This is a genomic window from Rhodococcus sp. O3, from assembly GCF_048897285.1.
Lineage (GTDB): Bacteria > Actinomycetota > Actinomycetes > Mycobacteriales > Mycobacteriaceae > Rhodococcus.
Window position 1 is genome coordinate 1 of record NZ_JBMBTE010000217.1, and the last position, 4,769, is coordinate 4,769.

At 72.2% G+C, this 4,769-nt stretch carries 4 protein-coding genes; all 4 read left to right on the forward strand.

Translation table 11 applies throughout. The features are described 5' to 3' along the window. Positions 1–130 precede the first annotated feature (130 nt). Entirely contained in the window at positions 131–598 is a 468-nt protein-coding gene (locus tag ACN675_RS27705; protein ID WP_420753869.1) for a universal stress protein, read from the forward strand. Between the two features lie 40 nt (positions 599–638). Further along, on the forward strand, positions 639–1,721 hold the full coding sequence (locus ACN675_RS27710) for an isochorismate synthase (RefSeq protein WP_420753870.1): 1,083 nt from the start codon (positions 639–641) through the stop codon (positions 1,719–1,721). A gap of 107 nt (positions 1,722–1,828) precedes the next feature. Then, positions 1,829–2,002 carry a DUF2613 domain-containing protein gene (locus ACN675_RS27715; RefSeq protein ID WP_072812050.1) on the forward strand — a complete coding sequence of 58 codons (174 nt, stop codon included), beginning with the start codon at positions 1,829–1,831 and terminating at the stop codon, positions 2,000–2,002. A 40-nt stretch (positions 2,003–2,042) separates the two neighbouring features. Then, positions 2,043–4,769, forward strand: a 2,727-nt coding sequence (locus tag ACN675_RS27720) for an alpha-(1->3)-arabinofuranosyltransferase (protein WP_420753871.1), incomplete at its 3' end; no start/stop codon positions are given.

A 4,769-nucleotide genomic window follows, 5' to 3' on the forward strand; every position in this document is an offset into this window, starting at 1 on the left:
ACGGCGACGAGGCTGTGACGGATACGCATGGACATCGACGGTAGCCGACCATCGCACAGTCGGCTCCCACAGCCCGCCGGGAACGGTAATGTGCACCCCGAGCAGCCGGTTTCGACCCAAGGGGTGTGCGATGCCCGCAGATCTGATCCTCATTGCCTACGACGGTTCCGAAAACTCCAAGCGCGCCGTCGAATACGCGGGCCGCTTCCTCGAGTCCTGCCGCGCCGTCGTCGTCACCGCGTGGGAACCCATGGTGCGCCAGGCCGCACGGATGTCCGGGCTGTCCGGGGTGATGCAACCCGAATGGGTACCGGACGAGGACAGCGAGGACGTGGCGCTCACCGACGCCAAGGTCACCAACTCCGAAGGTCTCGAGCTGGCGCGCGCGGCGGGACTGCAGGCGGAGGGACGCACCATCGAGATCGTCAACGCGGTGTGGACCTCCATCATCGAGGCCGCCGACGAACTCGACGTGGACATCATCGTCACCGGAACCCGCGGCACCACCGGGCTGCGGTCCCTGCTGCAGTCCTCCGTCGCCGACCACGTGCTGCGCCACAGTCACCGGCCGGTGCTGATCGTGCCGCCGGGACGCTAGGCGCACCGCCGTCGCCGCCGGGCGATATCGTCGAGCGATCATGGACGGCTTCCTTCTCTCGCGCCCGGAGCGCACCCTCCGCACCACCGGAATCAGACGCCTGTACGACACCGCCGCCGAGGCGTCACGGGCACTGCGACGCGACGAGGCCGACCTGATCGTCGGGGCCCTGCCCTTCGACCCGGAACGCCCGCCGGCGCTGATGCAGCCCGAGGAGAGCACCGTCACCGACGGGCCGTGGACCCCACCCCAGGACATCGACGCACTGCCGCCGGTGCGGGTCGCCGCGCAGAACCCGCACCCGCGCATCCACGTCGCGCGGGTACGGGCACTGATCGAACGGCTCGAACTCGGCGAGTTCGGCAAGGTCGTCGCCGCACGGTCGGTCGCGCTCGACGCCGACGAGCCGCTCGACCCCCTCTCCGTCGCCGCGCGCATGGTCGCCCGGCACCCGACGGCCGCGACCTATGCCGTGGACCTCAGCGCCGCCGGCGAACGCTATTGGGGGCACACCCTCGTCGGCGCGACCCCGGAAGTGCTGGTGAGCCGGCGCGGCAGCACCGTCACGTGCCGCCCGCTCGCCGGGACCGCCGCGCGCTGCGCCGACCCCGCCGCCGACGAGGCAGCCGGCCGCGACCTCCTCGCGTCCGCGAAGAACCTCGCCGAGCACGCATTCGTCACCGCGTGGATCCGCGACCGTCTCGGTCCGCTGTGCACCGACCTCGACGTCCGCGAGACCCCGGTGCTGACGAGCACCCCCGACGTGTGGCATCTGGCGACCCCGATCACCGGGACCCTGCGCGACCCGGCGACCGACGCCCTGACCCTCGCGACGGTGCTGCATCCGACACCCGCGGTCGCCGGTACCCCCACCGAGGCCGCGCTCGCCACGATCCGGGCCGTCGAGGGCGATCGCCGCTTCTACGGCGGTGCCGTCGGCTGGTGCGACGCCGCCGGTGACGGCGACTGGCTGGTCGCGATCCGCTGCGCGGAGATCAGCTCCGACGGGCTGCGTGCCCTCGCGTGGGCGGGCGGCGGGATCGTCGCCGATTCGGACCCCGACGCCGAACTCGACGAGACGACCGCGAAGTTGCGGACACTGCTCGGCACGCTCGGCCTGTAGTCGGTGGCACAGTACGGACATACCGTGTGACACGGGTGATACCTTGACGCGGTGCGAAACGGCGCGGGGACGTCCCGCGCCGACGTTTTGACGATGGGGAGATGGGCATGGCGAAGTTCCTTGGACCCGGCCTGGGCAGCGCTGTGATCGGCGCCGTTCTCGGTGCTGCAGCGGTATTCGGTGTGACCGCCGCGGTACAGGACAACACCCGCCCGGAGATCGACCGCAGCGGCAACGCCGATTCCTCCCTTCTGAACCAGGTTGAGTACGGCAGCCGCTGACGGCGCCGGCAACGCTGCGAGTTCACGCACTTCCTCCGGCGTGACGGCCCCGCACGATCCGGGGCCGTCCGCCGAACCCTTGTCACGTCGGTGGTTGTACGCGGCCGCCGCGGTGGCGTTCGTACTTGCGTTCGCGCAGGTCCCCGGCCTCATCGTGGCCGACACCAAATACGACCTGACGCAGAATCCGCTGGGGTTCCTGGCCCGCGCATCCCACCAGTGGAGCAGCATCGCCCCGCTCGGGCAGGTCCAGAACCAGGCGTACGGCTACTTCTTCCCGCACGGCACGTTCTTCGCGGCCGGGCAGATCCTGCACGTGCCCCCGTGGATCACCCAGCGGATCTGGTGGGCACTGCTGCTGATCGCCGGATTCTGGGGCATCGTGCGGCTCGCCGAAGCACTGGGCATCGGCAGCCGCAGTTCCCGGGTTCTCGCCGCCGTGGTGTTCGCGCTGTCCCCGCGGGTCCTGACGACCCTCGGGTCGATCTCGTCGGAAACCCTGCCGATGATGCTGGCGCCGTGGGTGCTGCTGCCCGTGGTCCGGTACGCGCGCGGCGATTCCGGGCGTTCGGCCCTGCAGCTGGCCGCGCAGTCCGCGGTCGCGGTGGCGCTGATGGGTGCGATCAACGCGGTCGCGACCGCCGCGGCCTGTCTCGTCGCCGGCCTGTGGTGGCTCGCGCACCGGCCCGGGCGGGCGTGGTGGCACTTCACGATCCGGTGGATCCCGTGCTGCATCGTCGCGGTGCTGTGGTGGATGGTGCCGCTGCTGTTGCTCGGCAAGGTCAGTCCGCCCTTCCTCGACTACATCGAATCGTCCGGTGTCACCACAGAGTGGGCGTCGCTGGCGGAGATCCTGCGCGGCACCGACAGCTGGACACCGTTCGTCTCCCCCGAACGCATCGCCGGGGCGGTGCTCGTGACGCAGCCGGCCGCGGTCCTCGTGACCGGTCTCCTCGCCGCCGCGGGCATGGCCGGTCTGGCGATGCGCTCGATGCCGGCGCGCGGCCGGCTGACGCTGATCCTGTTCGTCGGGGTGGCCGGGCTCGGCGCGGGCTACGTGGGTGAGCTCGGTTCCCCGTTCGCCGAGCAGGTGCGTCTGTTCCTCGACTCCGGCGGGGCGGCGCTGCGCAACGTCCACAAACTCGAACCGCTGGTGCGGCTGCCGCTGGTCCTGGGCCTGGCCCACCTGCTGCGGCGGGTGCCGCTGCCCGGGTCGGTGCCGTGGGGACGCGCCCGCGTCGCCTTCGCGCATCCCGAACGGGACCCGATGGTCGCGTTCACCACCCTGATCCTGGTCGCCGCGACCCTCGCGACCTCCCTGGCGTGGACCGGCAAGCTCGCGCCGCGCGGCGCCTACGACGAGGTCCCCGGATACTGGCACGAGACCGCGGCGTGGCTCGGCGAGAACACTTCCGACCGCGGCGAACGCGCGTTGATCGTGCCTGGTGCCCCGTTCGGCAGCCAGATCTGGGGTCTGACCCGCGACGAACCGATCCAGGCCCTGGCCGAATCACCGTGGGTGTCCCGCGACGCGGTGCCGCTGGTGCCGCCCGGCGCGATCCGCGCCCTCGACTCGGTGCAACGGCTCATCGCCGACGGCCGGCCCTCCGACGGGCTCGCCGCCACGCTGCGCGGCCAGGGCATCGGCTACGTGGTCGTCCGCAACGATCTGGATCCCGACACGTCCCCGGCCGCGCGCAGCGCACTGGTCCACCGCGCCCTCGACGGCTCCCCCGGCCTGGTGCGGGTCGCCGAGTTCGGTCCGGACATCCGCCGCGAGCTCGGCGAGGACTTCGTCGCGGACGCCGATCTGCAGCCCGCCTATCCGGCGATCGAGATCTACCGCGTCGACGTGCCGGGATTCTCGCCCGTCGGCCCGTATGTGGTCGACGCCGCGTCGGTTCCGCGGGTGCAGGGCGGCCCCGAATCGCTGCTGCAGCTCGCCGGCGGCGAGCCGCCGCTGCCCGGCCCGGTGCTGCTGGCCGCGGACGCGCAACGGGCCGGGCTGCCCGTCGACGGGGTGGTCGTCACCGACACGCCCACCGACCGCGAAACCGACTACGGGCAGGTGGACTACCACTCGTCGACGATCCGGGCCGCCGACGATCCCCGACGCACCCACAACCTGGTGCCGGACTACCCGGTGGCCGACACCGACCTCGTCCGCGCCGAATGGGAAGGCGCGCGCATCGGGGTCTCCAGCGCCGCGTCCGACGCCACGCAGCTCGGCGGAACCTCCCCGGGCAGCGGACCGGCCGCCGTCCTCGACGGGGACCCCACCACCGGCTGGCACAGCAACGGCCTCGAATCCGCGGTCGGACAGTGGCTGCAGCTCGACCTCGACACCCCGATCGAGGCCGGCATGCTGCACCTGACGACGAGCCCCGGCGCGCTGGGCTCGCCCGTCAAGTGGCTGGAGCTGGAAACCGACCGCGGCACCGCCGCCGTCCGGGTCGAGAAACCCGGCCGCGAACAGACGATCGCGTTGCCGCTGGGGACCACGACGTGGATCCGCATCACCGCCACCCACACCGAGGACGGCACCGCCGGGAGCCAGTTCGGGATCACCGAGGTCGCGGTGGACGACTTCACCGACCGCGAGAACCCGCAGCGCATCGACATCCGGCGGCGCATCGTGCTGCCGCCGGTCCCGGACGGCGCGGAGGTGCTCGGCTGGCAGCTGAGCCAGGAGTTCCCGGGCCGCGGCAGCTGCGTCGACACCCCCGACCGCGTGCGGTGCGCCCGCGGGCTGGCGACGGCCCCGGAG